The sequence below is a fragment of the Mesorhizobium sp. M0478 genome (assembly GCF_040321305.1).
In the GTDB taxonomy this organism is placed as follows: domain Bacteria; phylum Pseudomonadota; class Alphaproteobacteria; order Rhizobiales; family Rhizobiaceae; genus Mesorhizobium.
The window spans coordinates 69,556-88,236 of sequence record NZ_JAMYRH010000019.1 but is presented as its reverse complement, the minus strand read 5'-3'; the positions used below and the strand labels follow the sequence as shown (position 1 = coordinate 88,236).

Here is an 18,681-nt window from a genome sequence, read left to right as displayed (position 1 = left end):
GCCCCGAGATGTGGCAAGAATGAGACTCTTAAAGGCAAAAAGATGGCTAAAGGATTAGCTTTCGTGCAGCATAGGTAAAACTTTATAAATGGCCGGATATGTCCGCGTGAGCAAAGCCGGAGAAAGTCTTAACAACAGCCTCCGCAGCCGATTTCCCTTCATAATCAATTAACTGGTTGGAGCCGGCTCAGAACGGCAATTTCATTCCGGGCGGGATCGGCAAGCCTGCCGTCAGCGCCTTGGTCTTCTCCTGCATAATCTGCTCGACCTTATTTTTGGCGTCATTGTGAGCGGCAAGCAGCAGGTCTTCGAGGATCTCGACCTCGTCCTCCTTGAACAGCGACGGATCGATCTTCAGCGACTTCATCTCGAACTTGCCGGTCAGCGTGACATTGACCAGCCCGCCTCCGGCCTGCCCGCTTGCTTCTATCGTGGCGATCTCGTCCTGCATGGCCTGGAACCTGGCCTGCATTTCCTTCGCCTTGCCCATCAGGCCGAGAAGATCTTTCATGGTCGGGTCCTTTGCGGATTCGTGGCTATGGTCAGGTTTCGTCGTCGTCCGGCGGCGGCTCGACCGGCACTTCGGCCTTGTCGGTGTCGACTTCCGGCGCGTCGGGAATGCGCACGTCGATGATCTTGGCGCCGGGAAAGCGCGCCAGGATGGCGGCCACAGCCGGATCGCTTTTCGCGTCGGAGAAAGCAGTCTCGCGCCTGGTCGATTCCATCTCGGCCAGCGTTTGGCCGCCCTCTTCCTTCGACAATGACACCAGCCAGTTGCGGCCGGTCCAGGCGCGCAGCTTCGTCGTCAAGTCGTTGAGCAGCATCTTGGGCGCATCGGCGGTCAGGCCGACGTCGATACGGCCGGGCTCGATGCGCACCAGGCGAATACAGCTCTTGACCAGCACCTTGAAGGCGATGTCACGCTGCGCGTCGGCAAGAGCGACAATATCGGCCAGCGATTTCAGCGGCGGCGATTGCGGCTCGACGACCGGCTGCGGAGGCGCGACAAAGGCGACCGGGGGCGCGTCGACCAATCGCATGGTTTGCGCACCGGCTGGCCCGGACGGCATCCGGGTCTGCGCTACCGCGCTGGCGCCGCCGCCATTGCCGGCATTTACCGGCGCACCATTCGGGCGTGACGCACCACCGGACGCCGGAGCGCCGCTCTCCAGAGATTTCAGCGCCTCGTCCAGCGTCGGCAGGTCGGCGGCATGCGCCAGCCGGATCAGCACCATCTCGCCGGCGCTGACCGGTCGGTTGGACGACTGCACCTCGGGAATGCCTTTCAAGAGCATCTGCCAGGTTCGCGACAGAACCTTGACCGACAGCGTGCTGGCGAAGTCGGCGCCGCGGCGGCGCTCATCCTCGGACAGGGAAGCGTCGTCGGCAGCCGTCGGCACGAAGCGCAGCCGGGTGACGAGGTGGTTGAATTCGGCCAGATCGGTCAGCACGGCAGCCGGATCGGCGCCGGTGTCGTACTGGTTGCGGAATTCGGCAAGGGCGGCCGCCACATCGCCCTTCATGACATGTTCGAACAGGTCGACGATGCGGGCGCGGTCGGCGAGACCCAGCATGGCGCGCACCGCTTCGGCGCTGACGGCGCCGCCGCCATGGGCGATCGCCTGGTCGAGGATGGAGAGCGAATCGCGGGCCGAGCCTTCGGCGGCGCGCGCGATCATCGCCAGCGCGTCGTCGTCGACCGATATGCCTTCCTTGCCGGCAATCGAGGAGAGGTGCGCGACCAGTGCGCCAGCATCGATGCGTCTCAGGTCGAAACGCTGGCAGCGCGACAGCACGGTGATCGGCACTTTGCGGATTTCGGTGGTGGCAAAGATGAATTTGACGTGCGGCGGCGGCTCTTCCAGCGTCTTCAACAGGCCGTTGAAGGCCTGGGTGGAGAGCATGTGCACTTCGTCGATGATGTAGACTTTGTAGCGCGCCGACACCGGGGCATAGCGCACGCGCTCGATAATGTCCCTGATGTCGTCGATGCCGGTATGCGACGCGGCGTCCATCTCGATGACGTCGACATGGCGGCCTTCCATGATCGCCTGGCAGTGCTCGCCCAGGAGGGCGAGGTCGACCGAGGGATGGTCGACCGTCGGCGTCTTGTAGTTGAGCGCCCGCGCCAGGATGCGCGCCGTCGTGGTCTTACCGACGCCGCGCACGCCGGTCAGCATCCAGGCCTGGGCGATGCGGCCTGTGGAGAAAGCGTTGGTCAAAGTGCGGACCATCGGCTCCTGGCCGATCAGTTCGGAGAAATTCGACGGACGATATTTGCGCGCCAGCACGCGATAGGCGACGGCCTTTTGCTTCTCCAGGTTTTCGGGGTCCGAATTTCCGGCTTCGCTCATTCGCCCGTAAAGCTCCAAAAGGCCGCGTCTCAGCGTAGCCGATTCCTGCTAGATCGTTTCACCGTTTTCTGAAACGGCAAACCGCTCTACCCTTTGCTTTAACGCAATTCCGGACGGGAAACCGCTCACACTTTCCCTGGAATTGCTCCAATAGTCTCGCCCGCGCTGCAATGCGTCGTCAATGTCGCGAGAGGGGCCGATGAGGTGGGAGGCTGGAACAATGACCCGTTCCGGGCTCGTTAGGGCTGCTTCCTTCCGGACCTGACCCGGTTGGCGAGTGGATCGTCCACCACCAACCTCCCGCGTTCCATATCGGCAATTCAGCGATCAAATGCAAGGGTGCATTGAGAATCGGATGCCCGTGAACTCCGCCGCTCAATGAATCGCTTGCAGCCCCCGTGCAGCCGCTCTAGCGTGATGAGTTTGGGAATAATGCGAGAAGCGCAAGGGAAACGCCAATGCTACCGGGCCTCAAGGCCGGATTCACGCTCGACTCCAGGCTGGAGGCGGATAGCGAGCAGCTGATGTGGCTCGGCCTGTGCGAGCTCAGGGTGATGAACGATAGCCGCTGGCCATGGCTGGTCCTGGTGCCGCAGCGGCCGGGGGCCGAAGAAATCCACGACATGACGCCGCTCGACCAGGCGATGTTGACCTTCGAAACCAACATGGTGGCGCAGGCGCTGAAAAGAACCACGAGCTGCACCAAGATCAACACCGGCGCGCTCGGCAACATCGTTCGGCAATTGCATGTCCACGTCATCGCCCGCTCGGAAGGCGATCCGGGCTGGCCGGGGCCGGTGTGGGGGCACGGCATGCGCGAGCCCTATGAGCGTTCAGGCATCCGCCAGTTTGCGCAACAGATCAAGGCGGCGCTATAAGCCGCCTGTGTCCATCCCTAGACGTTCGAGCTTCCATGACCCTTCGCCTTTTTGACGCGCCCTTGCGCGAACCGAGCCAGTTCGTCGGCTTCGCCGGAAACACGATTGATCGGCAATCCGAGAACCGCGCCGACGATTCCGTCGAAAGGGCGTTGGCCGATCCCTCGGCACGTCTTCTGCCGATGCATGGCGGACGGCTGTATCTGAAATTGCACGATGGCAGCTTCGACCCTTGGTTCGATCTGGCTGAGAGCCAGAAGCTGCAGCCATCACTCGCACAAGGCGTGCTGCTTGGCTTTGCCGAGAGCGGCCCGGTACTTGCCGTGCCGGTCGGCCTCGATCCCGAACAGCTGCCGGAGACCATGAAGGCGATCGATTATCGCTCGGTCTATATGCAGGGGCTGATCGACGAGGCGGCAGCGGGCGCGCTGGCGCAAGGCGCCGCCCTGCTTGCCTGGCATGCCACCCATCGCTTCTGCAGCAAATGCGGCCATGAATCGCAAATGCGGGCCGGCGGCTACAAGCGCCATTGCCCAAATTGCGGCACCGAGCACTTTCCACGCACCGATCCGGTGGCGATTATGCTGACGGCGACGCGGGAAAAATGCCTGCTCGGCCGCGGCCGGCATTTCGGGCCCGGCATGTACTCGGCGCTTGCCGGCTTCATCGAGCCGGGCGAGACGATCGAGGCGGCGGTGCGCCGCGAAACGCTGGAGGAAGCCGGCATCCGGCTCGGCCGCGTTGTCTACCATGCCAGCCAACCCTGGCCGTTCCCCTATTCGCTGATGATCGGCTGTTTCGGCGAACCGCTCAGTGACGACATCCAGGCCGATCTCAACGAGTTGGAAGATTGCCGCTGGTTTTTTCGCGACGAGGTGCGTTCCATGCTGGAGAGGACGCACAAGGACAATCTGGTCACGCCGCCGAAAGGCGCGATCGCGCATCATCTGATCCGCGCCTGGGTCGACAGCGAATAAGACTTATTATTTTACGCAATTCCGGACGGAAAACCGCTTCACACTTTTCCTGGAATTGCTTAACGGGAGCAAAAAATGATCCGTCACACCGTGGTTTTCACCCTGAAGCACCCGCAGTACTCGCTGGAGGAAAAGCGGTTCCTCTCCGATGCCAAGCGCATTCTCAGCGCAATCAAGGGCGTCACCCATTTCGAGCCGCTGCGGCAAGTCAGCCCGAAGAACGACTATCACTTCGGCTTCTCGATGGAGTTCGTCGATCAGGCCGCCTACACCAGATATAACGAGCATCCCGACCACGTTGCCTTCGTGCGCGACCGCTGGATCCCGGAAGTCGAAACCTTCATGGAAATCGACTATGTGCCGCTGACCCTGCTGGTTTAGGGGAACCTTAGTCCGCGACCTTCCACTGCTCGCGCGACTCGCTGGCGGGATAGACACCCAGAATGCGCACTTCGCGCGAGAAGAAGCGCAGTTCGTCCAGCGCCAGCTTGACCAGTGGATCGTCGGGATGGCCCTCGATATCGGCGTAGAACAGCGTCGCGGTGAAGGCGCCCAACTGATAGCTCTCCAGCTTCGTCATGTTGACGCCGTTGGTGGCGAAACCGCCCATTGCCTTGTAGAGCGCAGCCGGCACGTTGCGGACACGGAACATGAAGGTCGTCATCATCTTGGTGTCGGCCGAGGGCCGTTCGGCCAATCGCTTGTCCTTGGTCAGCACGACAAAGCGGGTGACATTCGAATCCGTGTCCTCGACGTTCTTCTCGATGATGTCGAGGCCGTAGAGTTCTGCGGCTAGCGCCGGGGCGAGCGAGGCCATGGTGCGGTCCTTGAGCTCCGAGACCAGCTTCGCAGAGCCCGCCGTGTCGCCGGCGATCACCGGCTTCCAACCGTTCTTGCGGATGTATTTGCGGCACTGTCCCAGCGCATGGATATGGCTGTGCACGGTCTTGATCTCTTCGCGTTTGACGCCTGGCAGCACCATCAGCTGGAAGTGGATCGGCAGAAAATACTCGCCGACGATGTGGAGTTTCGATTCCGGCAAGAGATGATGAATGTCGGCGACGCGGCCGGCGATGGTGTTTTCGATCGGGATCATGGCGAGGTCGGCCTTGTTGGTCTCGACCGCGTTGAAGGCATCCTCGAAGGTGGGGCACGGCAACGGCTCCATCGAAGGGAACATGTTGCGGCTGGCGGTGTCGGAATTGGCGCCCGGTTCGCCTTGGAAGGCTATTCTGTTGGTCTTGTCAGGCATGCCGATATCTCAGGTTGAAGGTCTCAGGAAAGAATTTGTCGGGCGCGTTCGAGGTCTTCCGGCGTGTCGACGCCCAGCGGCAGCGATTGCACGATCTCGGCATCGATGCGCATACCGGCCTCCACCGCCCGCAACTGCTCCAGCCGCTCGCGCCGTTCGAGCGGCGAAGGTTTTAGCGCGACGAAGCGTTCGAGGGCTGAGCGCCGATAGGCGTAGAGGCCGACATGGTGATAGAGCGGCCCCTCGCCCCAGGGCGCGGTGGCGCGGGTGAAATAGAGCGCCTTCAGCCGCGTCGCCGACAACGGCGAACCGACGATCTTGACGACGTTGGGGTTGGCCTTTTCCTCGTCGCGGACGATCTCGACGCCGAGCGTGGCGATGTCGACCGCAGCGTCCTCGAACGGTTTCAGCGCCGCACCGATGATCTTGGGATCGATGGTCGGCAGGTCGCCCTGCACATTGACGATGGTTTCGACCTTGCGATCGGGGTCGAGGGCGGTCAGCGCCTCGAAGATACGGTCGGAACCGGATTCGTGGTCGGTGCGCGTCATCACCGCCTCGAAACCGTGCGCGCGCACCGCTTCGGCCACGTTGCGCGTGTCGGTTGCCACCACTACCCGGCCAAGCCCAGCCTCAGCGGCGCGGCGGGCGACATGGACGATCATCGGCGCGCCGGCTATGTCGGCCAGCGGCTTGCCCGGCAGGCGCGTCGAGGCCATGCGGGCCGGGATCAGGATGAGCGTGGACATCGAGGTTGCAAGACGTTCGAAAGAGGATGGGGAAAGTGGCAAAAGGTCTCACTGGAAGCGCCCTTATAGGTGTTGCAACGCCCAAGCAAAAGACCTAGTTTCCGCCCGATTTGACCGGCTCGACGGGGTGGGTCACGATACCGACGGACGGAGTGGACGGAGAGGTCCGCCGGAAAAGGGAGCCCTGGGGCGTATGGATTCCAACGAAGTCAACAAACTGCTCGCCGGGTTGCTTGGAACCTGTTTCGTCGTCTTCTCGGTCGGTTTGGTGTCCGACGCCCTGTTTGCCTCGCCGGCGCCGGAAAAACCCGGCTTTGCCATCGAGGCGACGGAGCCTGCCGAAGGCGGCGCCGCCGGACCCGCAACAGAGGCGAAGCCGATCGCCGACCTTTTGGCCACCGCCAATGTCGAGCAAGGTGCGGCCGTCTTTAAGAAATGCCAGGCCTGCCATTCCGGCGAAAAAGGCGGCCCCAACAAGGTCGGCCCGGATCTCTGGGACATCGTCGACCGCCCCGTCGCCGAGCATGAGGGCTTTGCCTATTCGGCCGGCATGAAGGAGTTTTCCAAGGGCGGCGCCGAGAAGTGGACCTATGACAATCTCAACCACTTCATCACCTCGCCGAAGAAATTCGTGAAGGGCACGGCGATGGGCTTTGCCGGCCTGCCGAAGGACGAGGACCGCGCCAACGTCATTGCCTATCTGCGCACGCTGTCGGATAGCCCGAAGCCGCTGCCGACGCCAGGTGCCGCCGCCGATGCAACGGCGCCGGCCAAGCCGGCCGAGGGTGCCGCTCCGGCCAAGCCGGCTGAAGGTGCAGCTCCAGCCCCTGCGACGCCGGCACCGGCGCCCGCCAAATAACCGAATTGTCATCTCCATGACCTCAAAAAAGCCGGGTTCAGCCCGGCTTTTTGTTAGGAAAATCGCGTATGCGGCGACAAAGCCGCCGCATGGCGGTTTTCACCGGCGTCAAATCATTTAGGATTGCCGGGCATCGCGACGAGGAGAACGCATGACGGTTGGCCGAACGCTTCTGAGGTCCTTTCTGGTTGTGGGCGCCCTCGCAGGCGGCCTGCAGGCATCCTTCCCCCAGGAATGGCACACCACCTCTTCGCTGATCGGCCCCTCCAAATATGGCGAGAACTTCCAGCGCTACGATTATGTGAATCCGGATGCACCGAAGGGCGGTACCTACAATTCGGTCGTTTCCGGCACGTTCGACAGCTTCAATCCCTATATCGTTCAGGGATCGCCGGCGGCCGGCCTGCAGCCATTTGGCGGCGGCCTGCTCTACGACACGCTGATGGACCAGGCGACTGACGAAGGTAGCGTCAGCCACCCGCTCGTCGCCGATGCCTACAAGTACTCGACCGACTATTCCTCGGCCACCTACCGGCTCGACCCGCGGGCGAAATGGCATGACGGACAGCCGATCACAGTCGACGACGTGATCTGGTCGTTCCAGGTGCTGAAGGCCAACAGCCCGATGTACAGCCGCTATTTCGAAAACGTCACCGACGCCGTCGCTGTCTCGGACCGTGAGGTCGAGTTCCACTTCGACCAGAAGGGCAATCGCGAACTGCCCAAGATCCTCGGCGACCTTGTCGTGCTGCCCAAGCATTGGTGGGAAGGCACCGACGCCAATGGCAAGAAGCGCGACATCACCAAGGGGACGCTGGAGCCGCCGCTGGGCTCGGCTGCATACAAGATCGCCAGCTTCAAGGCGGGGTCGGAAATCGTCTGGCAGCGCGTCCCCGACTATTGGGGCGCCAAGCTGGCTGTGAAGATCGGTCGGGAGAATTTCGACACGCAGCACTTCACCTACATTCTTGACGACAACGCCTCCTGGGAGGCGTTCAAGAAAGGTGGCCTCGACGATATCAAGCCGGAAAACAGCTCGAAGCGCTGGGCGACATTTTATGATTTCGCGGCGATCAAGGCCGGCGATGTGATCAAGCAGGAGTTCAAGACCACCTCGCCCGAGCCGATGCAGGCTTTCATGCTCAACCAGAGACACAAGCTCTTTGCCGATCGTCTGGTCAGGGCCGCGCTCACCTATCCCTTCGATTTTGAATCGATGAACCGCACGCTGTTCTTCGGTTTCAACACCCGCACCCACAGTTATTTCCAGGGCACGGAACTGGCCTCGAGCGGCCTGCCGCAAGGCAAGGAGCTGGAGATCCTGGAGAAGTACCGCGACAAGCTGCCGCCGGAAGTATTCACGCAGGAATTCAAGCTGCCGGTCTACGATTCGCCGCAGGCGGAGCGCAAATATCTGAAGCAGGCGGTCGACCTGTTCGCCCAGGCCGGCTGGGTGATCAAGGGCGGCAAGATGGTCAACGCCAAGACCGGCGAGCCATTCAAGTTTGAAATCCTGGGCTCGAATGAAACCGACCAGGTCATTTCCAGCCCCTGGATCGCCAATCTGCGCAAGATCGGCGTCGATGCGACACTGCGCATCGTCGACCCGAGCCAGTACACCAACCGCGTCAGAAATTTCGATTACGACGTCATCACAGGACAGCTCCAACAGTCGGAATCGCCCGGCAACGAGCAGCGCGATTTTTGGAGCTCCAAGGCCGCCGACACACCGGCATCGCGCAATTATTCCGGCATCAAGAACCCGGTCGTTGACGCCCTTGTCGACCGCATCATTTTTGCCACGGATCGCGATGACCTCGTCGCCACCACCCATGCGCTCGATCGCGTGCTGCTGTGGAATTACTATGTGGTGCCGCAATACTATCGCGCCGTTGTGTGGCTGGCTTACTGGAACAAGTTCGGCATCCCGGAAAAGCAGCCCGGCTACCGTGGCGCCGATATCGATTCCTGGTGGATCGATGCGGACAAGGAAAAGGCCCTGGCCGCCAAGTACAAGGGCAGCAATTGATGGCGGGGCTCCCTCGCCGCGATTTCCTGGCCCTCAGTGGCGCCGCGGCCGTTGCTGCGCTGCTGCCGGGCAAGGCTTTCGCCGCCAGCCCAACCGGCGTGAAACTGCATGGACTGTCGGCTTTCGGCGACCTCAAATACAAGCCGGACTTCACTCATTTCGACTATGTCAATGTCGATGCGCCGCAAGGTGGCGTCTTCAACTTCCTGCCGCGCAACTGGCTTGCCAACCAGACGCCGCTGACCTTCAACACGCTGAATTCGTTCGTCCCCAAAGGCGATTCGCCCCAGCGCACGGAGATGTGCTTCGATTCACTGATGGTGAGAGCGTACGACGAACCTGACGCCGTTTACGGGCTGATCGCTGACGGCGTGACGATTTCCGACGACCGCAACGACTTCACCTTCTCGCTGCGCCCGCAGGCCCGCTTCCATGACAGCACGCCATTGACCGCAGAGGATGCCGCCTTCACCTTCAAGCTGCTCAAGGACAAGGGGCACCCGTACTATTCCCTGCCGCTAACGCATCTGGATGACGGGATTGCCGTGGATGCCCACACGCTGCAGCTTAGGTTTTCCGGCAAGCAGACAAGCCGCACCATCCTCAACGTCGTCGAGTTCCCGGTCCTGTCGAAGGCGTTCTACACGACCAACCCGTTCGATTCCTCGCAGATGAACCCGCCGTTGGGGTCAGCCGCCTACAAGGTCGGTCGCTGGTCGGCAGGGGCCTGGATCGAATATGAGCGTGTGGCTGATTATTGGGGCAACGACCTGCCGGTCAATCGCGGCCAGAACAATTTTCAGCGGATTCGCGTTGAGTTCTATCAGGACCGTAGCGTTGCCTTCGAAGCGTTCAAGAAGGGAGAAATCCTCTACAGGGAGGAATTCACCTCGCGCGTCTGGGCGACCGGCTACGACTTCCCAGCCTTCACTGCCGGCAAGGTGGTGAAGCACGAATTCCCGGCCGAAACGGTGCCTTCGATGCAGGGCACCGCCGTCAACCAGCGGCGCGAGCAGTTTCGCGACTCGCGCGTGCGGCAGGCGATCGGGCTGTGCTTCGACTTCGAATGGACGCGGCGCAATTTCTTCTACGGTTCCTATGAGCGCTCGCAATCCTGCTTCGAGAAATCCGAATTTCGCGCCGAGGGCAGACCGTCGCCACAAGAATTGGCTCTTCTTGAGCCGCTGCGTGAGCAGATTCCCGCCGAGGCTTTTGGCGAAGCCGTGATCCAGGACGCGTCGAACGGCTCCGGCCGCGACCGGCAGTTGCTTGGCAAGGCGGCCAAGCTTCTGGCCGAGGCCGGCTGGAAACGGTCCGGCAATTTCGTCGTGAACGACAAGGGTGGTCGGTTGTCCGCAGAGTTTCTTGTCGACGACGAAGTCTTCGAACAGGTCTACTCGCCCTGGGTCGAAAACATGAAGGCGGTCGGCATCGATGCCTCGATCCGGCTGGTGGATGCCGCGCAATATCAGCTGCGGCAGAATTCGTTCGACTACGACCTCGTCTCGGTCGCGGCCTCGTTTCCGGCGACGCCAACCCGTGATGACCTCGAAACCATTTTCCATTCGCGAGCAGCTACCGTATCGGGCTCTCGCAATCTGCCGGGAACGTCGAGCCCGGCCATCGACGCCCTGGTTGACGCCGCAGGTGCCGCCGAGGGTCGCGAAAGCCTGACAATTGCCATGCGCGCGCTCGACCGGGTCTTGCGTGCACGGAGGGATTGGATTCCAAGTTGGTTCCTGGCGAATCATCGAAGCGCCTATTGGGACATGTTCGGTTTTCCCGAGCGGAAACCCGATTTCGACTTCCCGGTCGAAGCGCTGTGGTGGGTCGACAAGGGCAAGGCGGCAAAAATTGGCAAAGGGTAGGCTGTTGCGCGGCACTTTACCCTCCCCCTCGTGGGGAGGGTCGGTGAGCACTTCGTGCGCAGCGCGAATGGCGAACCGGGGTGGGGGTGTGACGGCGTACGCCGGATCGAGACTACCCCCACCCCGCTCCGCTTCGCGGATCGACCCTCCCCACAAGGGGGAGGGTGAAAGCTGATGGGCGCCTACATACTGCGCCGTATCCTGCTGATGATACCGACCCTGTTCGGCATCATGGCTGTTGCTTTCGTCGTCACTCAATTCGCACCGGGTGGACCGGTCGAGCAGGTCATCGCCAGCCTGACCAACCAGGGCGGCAGCGACCGCCTCGGCAGCGGCGGCGGCGATGCAGGAGGCGGCGGCAATTTCGATGTGGCCGGCGATGTCGGTTCGAAGTACCGCGGCGCGCAAGGGCTCGATCCTGAATTCATCAAGAAGCTGGAAAAGCAGTTCGGCTTCGACAAACCACCGCTCGAACGCTTCGGCATGATGCTGTGGAACTATGTCCGCTTCGATTTCGGCGACAGCTATTTCCGTGACATCTCGGTGCTCGATCTGATCCTGGAAAAGATGCCGGTGTCGATCTCGCTTGGGCTGTGGATCACGCTGTTGTCCTATCTGATCTCGATTCCCCTTGGCATCCGCAAGGCGGTCAAGGACGGCTCCGCCTTCGACGTCTGGACCAGCGGCGTGATCATCGTCGGCTATGCCATACCGGCCTTCCTGTTCGGCATATTGCTGATGGTGCTGTTCGCGGGCGGCTCCTTCTGGGACTGGTTCCCACTGCGCGGCATCGTCTCCGACAATTGGGACCAATTGTCGTGGCCTGACAAGATCGTCGATTATTTCTGGCACATGACCTTGCCGCTGACGGCGCTGGTGCTGTCGGCCTTCGCGACGACGACGCTGCTGACCAAGAACTCCTTCCTGGAAGAGATACGCAAACAGTATGTGGTGACGGCCCGTGCCAAGGGCCTGTCGGAGCGGCGGGTGCTTTACGGACATGTGTTCCGCAACGCAATGCTGATCGTCATTGCCGGCTTTCCAGCGGCCTTCATCTCGGCCTTTTTCACCGGCTCGCTTTTGATCGAGAACATCTTTTCCCTCGACGGTCTCGGGCTGCTCGGTTTCAGGTCCGTGTTGGCGCGCGACTATCCGGTCGTGTTCGCCAACCTCTATATATTTTCGCTACTTGGCCTGTTCGTGACGCTGTTGTCCGACCTGATCTACACATGGGTCGATCCGCGCATCGATTTCGAGCGGAGAGACGTCTGATGACGCAGGCTGCAGCCGAGATCACACCGACAAGGATCGCCCGCCCCTGGCTGTCGCCGCTCAACAAGCGGCGCTGGCAGAACTTCAAGGCCAACAGGCGCGGCTACTGGTCGTTGTGGATATTCCTCGCTCTGTTCGTGCTGTCGCTGTTTGCCGAACTGATCGCCAACGACAGACCGATCGTCGCCTACTACAAAGGCGAGATCCTGTTCCCGGTGGCGGTCGCCTACCCCGAGGAAAAATTCGGCGGCTTCTACGCCGTCACCGACTATCGCGACCCGGTCATCCGCGACGAGATCAACGCCAATGGCTGGATGATCTGGCCGCCAATCCGCTATTCCTACCGCACCGTCAACAATGCGATCCCCGACGCCGCTCCCGCAAAACCGTCATGGGAATACGACGCGCAGAGGCGATGCAGCCAATATCCGCAAGGCGCTGCCGATCCTGACTGCATTGTCGGCAACTGGAACTGGCTGGGTACCGACGACCAGGCGCGCGACGTGCTGGCGCGCATCATCTACGGGTTCAGGATTTCCGTGCTGTTCGGGTTGATCCTGACCGCGGGTTCGTCGGTTATCGGCGTCGCCGCCGGCGCGCTGCAAGGGTATTTCGGCGGCTGGACCGACCTTCTCTTTCAACGCTTCATAGAAATCTGGTCGGCGATACCGCTGCTGTATCTGCTGCTGATCGTCGCTGCCATCCTGCCGCCGGGCTTCTTCATCCTGCTCGGGCTGATGCTGCTCTTCTCCTGGACGTCGCTTGTCAGCGTGGTGCGCGCCGAATTCCTGCGCGCGCGCAACTTCGAATATGTCAACGCGGCCCGCGCGCTTGGTGTGTCCAACCGCACCATCATGCTGCGCCATCTTCTGCCCAATGCCATGGTGGCGACGCTGACCTTCATGCCTTTTCTGGTCAGCGCCTCGATCTCGACACTGACCTCGCTCGACTATCTCGGCTTCGGCCTGCCGCCCGGCACCGCGTCGCTCGGCGAACTGCTAAAACAGGCGCAGAGTAACCTCAATGCCCCCTGGCTCGGTATATCGGGCTTCATCGTCATCTCGCTGATGCTGTCGCTGTTGGTGTTCATCGGTGAAGCAACGCGCGATGCTTTCGACCCGCGCAAGGCGTTCCGATGAGCAGCGAACTCCTGCTCTCCGTCCGCGATCTCAGCGTTGCCTTCACCCAAGGCGGCAACGAGTCGACCGCCGTCGACCACATCTCCTTCGATCTCGCCAAGGGCGAGACGGTGGCGCTTGTGGGCGAATCCGGTTCCGGCAAATCGGTCTCGGCGCTGTCGGTGCTGAAGCTTCTGCCCTACCCGACGGCCAGCCATCCCTCGGGCAAGATCCTGTTCCAGGGCGCCGACCTTTTGGCGATGAACGAAAAGCAGTTGCGCAGCGTGCGCGGCAACAAGATCACCATGATCTTCCAGGAGCCGATGACCTCGCTCAATCCGCTGCACACGATCGAGCAGCAGATCGTCGAGATCCTGGCGCTGCATCAGGGCATGGGCGACCGCCAGGCCAAGGCGCGCACGCTGGCGCTGCTCAACGAGGTCGGCATTCGCGAACCGGAAAAGCGGCTCGACGCCTATCCGCACCAGCTGTCCGGCGGCCAACGCCAGCGCGTCATGATCGCCATGGCGCTGGCCAACGAGCCTGAACTGCTGATCGCCGACGAGCCGACGACGGCGCTCGACGTCACTGTCCAGGCGCAGATCCTCGAATTGCTGGCGGGGCTGAAGAGCCGCAAGGGCATGTCAATGCTGTTCATCACCCATGATCTCGGCATTGTCAGAAAGATCGCCGACCGCGTCTGCGTGATGACCAAAGGCAAGATCGTCGAGACCGGGCCGACCAGGGACATCTTCGCCAACCCGCAGCACGCTTATACCAAGCACCTCCTGGCCGCCGAGCCGAAGGGCAAGCCGCCGGCCGCCAACGACGCCGCCAAACCGGTTATGACCGGCAAGGACATCAAGGTTTGGTTCCCGATCAAAAAGGGTTTCTTTCGCACCACCGTCGACAATGTGAAGGCTGTTGACGGAATCGACGTCACCGTACGCGCCGGCCAGACGCTAGGCGTCGTCGGCGAATCCGGCTCCGGCAAGACGACGCTCGGGCTGGCGCTGGCGCGGATGATCTCATCGACCGGCACCATCCAGTTCAATGGCAGCGACATCAACCAGCTTTCCTTCAACGCCATGCGGCCGCTGCGCCGCGAGTTGCAGATCGTTTTCCAGGACCCGTTCGGCTCGCTCAGCCCGCGCATGTCGGTCTCGGAGATCATCGAGGAAGGCTTGAAGATCCACGAGCCGAAGCTGTCGCCCGATCAACGCGACGACAAGGTCGTCGCCGTGCTGAAGGAGGTCGGGCTCGATCCGGCGACCAGGAACCGCTATCCGCATGAATTCTCCGGCGGCCAGCGCCAGCGCGTCGCCATTGCGCGCGCCATGGTGCTCAATCCACGCTTCGTCATGCTGGACGAACCGACCTCGGCGCTCGACATGAGCGTGCAGGCGCAAGTGGTCGACCTCTTACGCAATCTGCAGGCCAGGCACGACCTTGCCTATCTGTTCATCAGCCACGATCTGAAAGTCATTCGCGCCCTTGCCAATGACGTCATCGTCATGCGCAATGGCAAGATCGTCGAAGCCGGCCCTTCCGAACAGATTTTCGAGCGGCCGCAGACCGACTATACGAAGGCGCTGATCTCGGCCGCGTTCAAGATCGAGACGGCGCCGGTCGGTATCGTCAGCGAATAACAGGGAATACAATCCGCAAATGGAAAAAGGCAAAATCCTGCTTGCCGTCACCGGCTTTCATCCGCAGCGCTGGCGCGAGCTGCTGTCGGCCGAGCGCGAAGTGGTGCTGGAGCCGGACGGCGCTTCGGATCCGTCGATCACCTATGCGGTGGTGTGGAAGCAGAAGCCGAACCTACTGAAATCGCTGCCCAATCTGCGCGCAATCTTCTCGATCGGCGCCGGCGTCGACCACATCTTCGCCGATCCCGGCCTGCCCGATGTGCCGATCGTCAAAGTGGTCGCCGAGAACCTGACGCAGTACATGACCGAATATGTCGTCTGGCGCGTGCTCGACCATCACCGCCAGGGCATGCTCTATCGTGCGCAGCAGCCGAAGAAGACCTGGCACGAACCGCCGCAGCGGCCGGCCGGTGACATCTCGGTCGGCATTATGGGGCTCGGCAATCTCGGCCGCGCGGCGGCATCGGTGCTGTTGTCGCTCGGCTTTGCCGTCAATGGCTGGTCGCGGAGCGACAAGGCCATGAAAGGCGTTGCGACCTATGCCGGAGAGGCCGGGCTGATCCCCTTCCTCAACGCCACCGACATACTGGTGGTGCTGTTGCCGCTGACGCCGGACACGCACGGCATCATCAATTACGGCGTGCTGAAGGAATTGCGCAAGCGAAACGGCCTCGGCGGCTCGGTGCTGATCAATGCCGGGCGCGGCCGGCTGCAGAAGGACGCCGACATCTTGCGAGCGCTGGACGACGGCACGCTGAAGGAGGCGAGCCTCGACGTGTTCGAGGTCGAGCCGCTGCCGAAGACCAGTCCGCTTTGGAGTCACCCGAAAGTGTTCGTGACGCCGCACGCGGCGGCGACCTCCGACCCTGTCCACCTGGCGCCGAGCATGTTGCGGCAGATGGATGCCTTCGAGCGCGGCGAAAAGCTTGATAACGTGGTCGACCGCAAGGCGGGGTACTGAGGAAGTTCAGGTTCAGCTCGGCAGGGTGAACTTCTTCTGTTTGTTGGGCTTGCCGCAGTCGCGGCGGACGATCGAGCGGTTCATGGCGTCGATCTTGCCACTTGCCAGATCAGTATCGCGCTTGCTTTTGGAGCGCATATCCGGCGTGAACGGGCCGAAGCCCATCGCCGGATTGGAGAAGCTCGGCTTGGCGTCCGTCGACAGATGGTATTGCTGCGCCAGTTCGTTGCGCTGCGCCAGCAACTGGTCGCAAGGCACGTTGTCATATTGCAGCGACGATTGTACGTCCTGGTCCTGCCGCTCCGACATCGAGCTGCTGCAGCCGGCCATCGCCAGGCAGGACGCCAAGACCATCATGTTCCAGCGCATGTGTTCCTCCTCAATGCCTGCCGAGGGCTTTTCTCGGCTTGTATCCTACCTGATGCCGCGCGAGCCGCAAAAATCCTATTCACGTTTTCGAACAAGACGAGACATCAACCCTTGGACGAGGGCACCGCCAGCGCGGCAAGCCCGCCGACCGGCTGGCGGCGATCCCAGCGGATGACGGTCGGCTGCATCGACAGCACCGACAGGCCGTTTGCGGCAAGCACCCGCTCGACATAGGCTTGAGAATGGGCGTAGCGACGAGACGGCTGCAGCGCAAAACCGGCGTCGCCGCCCGCCCCGCCCTTGGCTGGCGTTTCGACGGAAAAGGCAAACAGGCCATTGGTGGCCAGAATGCCGGCGACGGTCTTCACCACGCGATCGAGCGCGCCGACATAGATGAACACGTCGGCCGCCACCACCAGATCGGCTTTCGGCCCGGCATAGGCAAAATGCTGCAGATCGGCCTTGGCGAGCAGGTCGTAGACGCCCTTGGAGCGGGCCTTTTTCAGCATGGCGGCGGAGATATCGTAGCCCTCCAGCCGTTCGGCGACCGGCCGCAGTTTCTCGCCCATCAGACCGGTGCCGCAACCGAGATCGAGCGCCAGCGAAAAGCGGCCCGGTCTTGCCGCGCGAATGGCGCGATCGAGAAACTCCGGCAGCCGGTAGCCGAGCTTGTCGACCAGCGAGTCCTCGAAAGTCTCGGCATAGTGGTCGAACAGCGTCTCGACGAAGGCGCTGGGTGGCGCTGCGGCAGCCGGCGCCTTGCCGATGAGTTGCAGCTTCAGCGCAGCACCCAGGCGATCCGCCGGGTCCAGTTTCAGCGCCGTCGCCCAGGCTTGAGCCGCCACGTCGAGCCGCTCGGCTGTCTCCTGCATCTCGCCAAGACGGAACCAGCCCGCCGCCCATTGCGGCGCCAGTTCCAGCGCGCCGAGCAGCAGCTCCGCCGCTGCCGCGTGCTCGCCCGAGCCGAAAAGCATCTCGGCATAGTCGGCGCGACGGTCGGCGGTCAGGTCGCCGGACGAGATTTTCAGCGGTTGCATGGCGATGGCCCCGCCGGCTGATGCGGCCGGTGGCTGGCTGTAGGCCGAGTCAGCAGTCTCTTGCAACAGGCTTCCCGCGCTGGAATTAGCCACTATCTTGACTGGATGCGCGCCAGCGACCTGCTCCATCCCCGGCCTGAAGGCCTTTATTGCCCATCCGGCGATTTCTTCATCGACCCGGTGCGGCCAGTCGACCGGGCGTTGATCACGCATGGCCATTCCGACCATGCCCGATCCGGCCATCGTTCGGTGCTGGCGACGCAGCAGACGCTCGACATTATGGGGTTGCGTTATGGCGAGGATTTTGCCGGGACAACGCAAGCGGCCGTGCTTGGCGAAGCGATGGCGCTGAACAATGTCAGCGTCACCTTCCATCCGGCCGGCCATGTGCTGGGCTCGGCGCAGATCGCGGTCGAGCACAAGGGCAGGCGCATCGTCGCCTCCGGCGACTACAAGCGCCAGAAGGACGCGACCTGCGCACCGTTCGAACCGGTCCAATGCGACGTCTTCATCACCGAGGCGACCTTCGGCCTGCCGGTGTTTCACCATCCGCCCGACACGGAGGAGATCGCCCGGCTGCTCAAATCGGCGGCGCAGTTTCCCGAGCGATCGCATCTGGTCGGCGCCTATGCGCTGGGCAAGGCACAGCGGGTGATGCGGCTGCTGCGCGATGCCGGTTATGACAGGCCGATCTATATCCACGGCGCGCTGGCCAAGCTCAGCGAATATTACCAGAGCCAGGGCATCGACCTCGGCACGCTGGAGCCGGCAACCGTCGACAGCGGCGGCAAGCAGGATTTCACCGGGGCCATCGTTGTCGGCCCTCCATCGGCCTTCGCCGACCGCTGGGCGCGGCGCTTTCCCGACCCGATCTCATGCTTCGCCTCGGGCTGGATGCGCATCCGCCAGCGCGCCAAGCAAGGCGGCGTCGAACTGCCGCTGATCATTTCCGACCATGCCGACTGGGATGAACTGACCGCTACCGTCAAGGAGACGGGCGCCGGCGAAATCTGGGTGACGCACGGCCGCGAGGAAGCGCTGGTGCGCTGGTGCGAGCTGGAAGGCATCGCCGCCAGGCCACTGCACCTGGTGGGATATGAGGACGAGGGCGATTGATGGTGATTTTTGATCCAGAAATCGCCGGCGCGGCGATCCTTCCCACCCCCCTCTGGCCTGCCGGCCATCTCCCCCGCAAGGGGGGAGATCAGATGTCACCTCCGCTTTCGCCAATCGCCAACCTCGCAAGATGGGCGGCAAGATCAAGGCTGCCAATCTCCCCCCTTGCAGGGGAGATGTCCAGCAGGACAGA

At 62.2% G+C, this 18,681-nt stretch carries 17 protein-coding genes and 1 other RNA gene; 11 read left to right on the top strand and 7 right to left on the bottom strand.

Features of this window, described 5'->3' with window-relative positions; genetic code table 11:
• Window positions 1–187: 187 nt before the first annotated feature.
• The 3 genes from NKI64_RS29755 to ffs all read right to left on the bottom strand — a co-directional run bounded on the left by NKI64_RS29755 (window position 188) and on the right by ffs (window position 2,655).
• Entirely contained in the window at window positions 188–511 is a 324-nt protein-coding gene (locus NKI64_RS29755) for a YbaB/EbfC family nucleoid-associated protein (protein WP_023826835.1), read from the bottom strand.
• A gap of 31 nt (window positions 512–542) precedes the next feature.
• Entirely contained in the window at window positions 543–2,354 is a 1,812-nt protein-coding gene (locus tag NKI64_RS29750) for a DNA polymerase III subunit gamma/tau (protein ID WP_352671725.1), read from the bottom strand.
• A gap of 204 nt (window positions 2,355–2,558) precedes the next feature.
• Window positions 2,559–2,655: signal recognition particle sRNA small type (gene ffs, locus NKI64_RS29745), an RNA gene on the bottom strand.
• 157 nt (window positions 2,656–2,812) lie between these two features.
• Between ffs and NKI64_RS29740 the strand changes: the two genes are divergently transcribed.
• The 3 genes from NKI64_RS29740 (at window position 2,813) to NKI64_RS29730 (ending at window position 4,590) form a co-directional block, all read left to right on the top strand.
• Window positions 2,813–3,232 (top strand): HIT domain-containing protein, encoded by a 420-nt coding sequence (locus NKI64_RS29740; protein ID WP_023669517.1) that lies wholly within the window; start codon window positions 2,813–2,815, stop codon window positions 3,230–3,232.
• Between the two features lie 35 nt (window positions 3,233–3,267).
• Window positions 3,268–4,209: an NAD(+) diphosphatase gene (nudC, locus tag NKI64_RS29735; RefSeq protein ID WP_023751922.1), complete on the top strand. Its 942-nt coding sequence runs from the start codon at window positions 3,268–3,270 to the stop codon at window positions 4,207–4,209.
• A 75-nt stretch (window positions 4,210–4,284) separates the two neighbouring features.
• Window positions 4,285–4,590: a Dabb family protein gene (locus NKI64_RS29730; protein WP_023669515.1), complete on the top strand. Its 306-nt coding sequence runs from the start codon at window positions 4,285–4,287 to the stop codon at window positions 4,588–4,590.
• Window positions 4,591–4,597: 7 nt separating this feature from the next.
• On the opposite strand, the gene NKI64_RS29725 is transcribed toward NKI64_RS29730, so the two are convergent.
• Together NKI64_RS29725 and NKI64_RS29720 are read right to left on the bottom strand one after the other, a co-directional pair.
• Window positions 4,598–5,461 (bottom strand): prephenate dehydratase, encoded by an 864-nt coding sequence (locus tag NKI64_RS29725; RefSeq protein ID WP_023682034.1) that lies wholly within the window; start codon window positions 5,459–5,461, stop codon window positions 4,598–4,600.
• Between the two features lie 23 nt (window positions 5,462–5,484).
• On the bottom strand, window positions 5,485–6,210 hold the full coding sequence (locus NKI64_RS29720) for a 3-deoxy-manno-octulosonate cytidylyltransferase (protein ID WP_023669513.1): 726 nt from the start codon (window positions 6,208–6,210) through the stop codon (window positions 5,485–5,487).
• A 193-nt stretch (window positions 6,211–6,403) separates the two neighbouring features.
• Here NKI64_RS29720 and NKI64_RS29715 point away from each other — a divergent pair, with 193 nt between their 5' ends.
• The 7 genes from NKI64_RS29715 (at window position 6,404) to NKI64_RS29685 (ending at window position 15,966) form a co-directional block, all read left to right on the top strand.
• Window positions 6,404–7,069: a c-type cytochrome gene (locus NKI64_RS29715; RefSeq protein WP_352671721.1), complete on the top strand. Its 666-nt coding sequence runs from the start codon at window positions 6,404–6,406 to the stop codon at window positions 7,067–7,069.
• A 151-nt stretch (window positions 7,070–7,220) separates the two neighbouring features.
• Window positions 7,221–9,098, top strand: a complete 1,878-nt coding sequence (locus NKI64_RS29710) for an extracellular solute-binding protein (protein ID WP_352671719.1) — start codon at window positions 7,221–7,223, stop codon at window positions 9,096–9,098.
• Window positions 9,098–10,966, top strand: a complete 1,869-nt coding sequence (locus NKI64_RS29705; RefSeq protein WP_023688769.1) for an extracellular solute-binding protein — start codon at window positions 9,098–9,100, stop codon at window positions 10,964–10,966. Before NKI64_RS29710 ends, NKI64_RS29705 begins: the two co-directional genes overlap by 1 nt.
• 174 nt (window positions 10,967–11,140) lie before the next feature.
• Complete coding sequence (locus NKI64_RS29700) at window positions 11,141–12,238, top strand: microcin C ABC transporter permease YejB (RefSeq protein ID WP_023712587.1); 1,098 nt, start codon at window positions 11,141–11,143, stop codon at window positions 12,236–12,238.
• Window positions 12,238–13,377 carry an ABC transporter permease gene (locus tag NKI64_RS29695; RefSeq protein WP_023682037.1) on the top strand — a complete coding sequence of 380 codons (1,140 nt, stop codon included), beginning with the start codon at window positions 12,238–12,240 and terminating at the stop codon, window positions 13,375–13,377. The genes NKI64_RS29700 and NKI64_RS29695 overlap by 1 nt, the downstream gene beginning before the upstream one ends.
• Window positions 13,374–15,005: an ABC transporter ATP-binding protein gene (locus tag NKI64_RS29690; RefSeq protein ID WP_023688772.1), complete on the top strand. Its 1,632-nt coding sequence runs from the start codon at window positions 13,374–13,376 to the stop codon at window positions 15,003–15,005. Before NKI64_RS29695 ends, NKI64_RS29690 begins: the two co-directional genes overlap by 4 nt.
• Before the next feature lie 19 nt (window positions 15,006–15,024).
• The gene (locus NKI64_RS29685) at window positions 15,025–15,966 is read left to right on the top strand and encodes a 2-hydroxyacid dehydrogenase (protein ID WP_023696755.1); all 942 of its coding nucleotides are present in this window, start codon (window positions 15,025–15,027) and stop codon (window positions 15,964–15,966) included.
• A 12-nt stretch (window positions 15,967–15,978) separates the two neighbouring features.
• Here the strand turns inward: NKI64_RS29685 and NKI64_RS29680 are convergent, their stop codons facing one another.
• Entirely contained in the window at window positions 15,979–16,335 is a 357-nt protein-coding gene (locus NKI64_RS29680) for a hypothetical protein (RefSeq protein ID WP_023725789.1), read from the bottom strand.
• Between the two features lie 104 nt (window positions 16,336–16,439).
• On the bottom strand, window positions 16,440–17,372 hold the full coding sequence (locus NKI64_RS29675) for a class I SAM-dependent DNA methyltransferase (protein ID WP_023725790.1): 933 nt from the start codon (window positions 17,370–17,372) through the stop codon (window positions 16,440–16,442).
• Window positions 17,373–17,477: 105 nt separating this feature from the next.
• Between NKI64_RS29675 and NKI64_RS29670 the strand changes: the two genes are divergently transcribed.
• Window positions 17,478–18,488 carry a ligase-associated DNA damage response exonuclease gene (locus tag NKI64_RS29670; protein ID WP_023725791.1) on the top strand — a complete coding sequence of 337 codons (1,011 nt, stop codon included), beginning with the start codon at window positions 17,478–17,480 and terminating at the stop codon, window positions 18,486–18,488.
• The last annotated feature ends 193 nt before the right edge of the window (window positions 18,489–18,681 follow it).